Below are 1460 nucleotides of genomic sequence, written 5' to 3' on the forward strand. Positions count from 1 at the left end.
GTCTCGTGGGCTCGGAGATGTGTATAAGAGACAGCTTCTCATCTCAGCCAGGGAGATATTTTTAAATATCCATAATGCCAATGAAAAAATAAAGGAGGCCAAAGAGCTATCCGTTAGAGCAAGCACAGTAGAGACTGACGGATCAGATGGAATAAATTTTGCAACATTTGGCTTTGCAGGTAAAAGCATGGAAGATAAGTTATCAGATAGAATAAATTTAACAAATAAAGCTCAAATCAGCCAAAATCAAGCCATTTTTGAGTTATCCAAGATCGTGCAAGAGTCCATTAAATTTACCCAGCTTACAAGTAAATTTTCAAGTTCTCTACAACAAGCTATGTCTTTTCTTTTTAAAAATGGTCTAAAGGATGCAGATGGCAACATCACAAAGCTTAGCAATGAGAGTGCGAGAGCATTTTGCGATATTTTAGAGGCAGCCGATAAATTTGCTGCAAGTCAAGCAAGGCTTGATGATAAGATAGACCAAATTTACTCTAACTTGGATAAAAAACATCAGATAGACGAGAAACAAAGCCAAATTATACAAAGCAATTCTAATAAGATAAGTGAGCTGCTTTTGCATATGGATGAAAAGGGGCAACTAGATCAAGAGCAAGAAAAGCTAATGACTAAAAATGCACAAGCCATAATGGCCAATACTGAAATTTTACGCAACCTACAAACAAGAAAGGATACAAAAATTTATATCATAGCCATAGCTTCGCTATTGCTTTCAGTGATTAGTATCGTTTTACACTTTATAAGATAGTGATAAAAAATCTTATCAGCGTAACTAAATTTTATTTAAAATATGTAATGTAAATACTATGCATAAAACATATATACGATTTTAAATTTAATTTAAGCATCGATTAATTTTCAACACAAATTCATTCTAATGTGCTTATAGGATAAAATAGCGAAAATTTTAAAAGGATTTAAGATGCACTCTCACGACAAGATAGCCTTTAGGCTCGCTCAAATTTTAATAAAGCTAAATGACGGAGCAAGACTTAGCATAGATGAGCTCACGGAGGAATTTAATGTAAACAAAAGAACCATATTAAGAGACTTTGAGCGACTAAATGTATTGCCCATAGAAAAAGCAAATGGCAAATACTTTTTGGCTGACTATGCACTTGGTAAGCTTAGCTATAAAGATATCCAGGCATTTGCCATACTTAGTGGAGTGAAGTCATTATTTCCGGATCTAGACGATAAATTTATCAGCGACGTCTTAAACGAGAAGCTAAACAAGGCCTATCTCATCAAAAATCAAGGCTTTGAAGACCTGCAAGTTTCAAGAGAAGAGTTTGAAGAGATAAGCGCTGCCATTATTAAAAATAAGATAGTTGAGTGCTCCTATAACGCCAAATTTAGATCACTAAAACCATACAGACTGATAAACAACAATGGCGTCTGGTACCTGCTGGCAGATGATAGTGGCAAGCTTAAAAATT

Annotated in this window: 2 protein-coding genes; both read left to right on the plus strand. The window is 34.7% G+C overall.

The window, feature by feature from the left end; translation table 11 throughout:
- On the plus strand, positions 1 to 769 hold a 769-nt coding region (locus Q0296_RS02795), incomplete at its 5' end, for a hypothetical protein (protein WP_298036286.1).
- A gap of 174 nt (positions 770 to 943) precedes the next feature.
- A partial coding sequence (locus Q0296_RS02800) for an HTH domain-containing protein (protein WP_298036287.1) occupies positions 944 to 1460 on the plus strand: 517 nt, incomplete at its 3' end.

The organism is uncultured Campylobacter sp., from assembly GCF_937890585.1.
Lineage (GTDB): Bacteria > Campylobacterota > Campylobacteria > Campylobacterales > Campylobacteraceae > Campylobacter_A.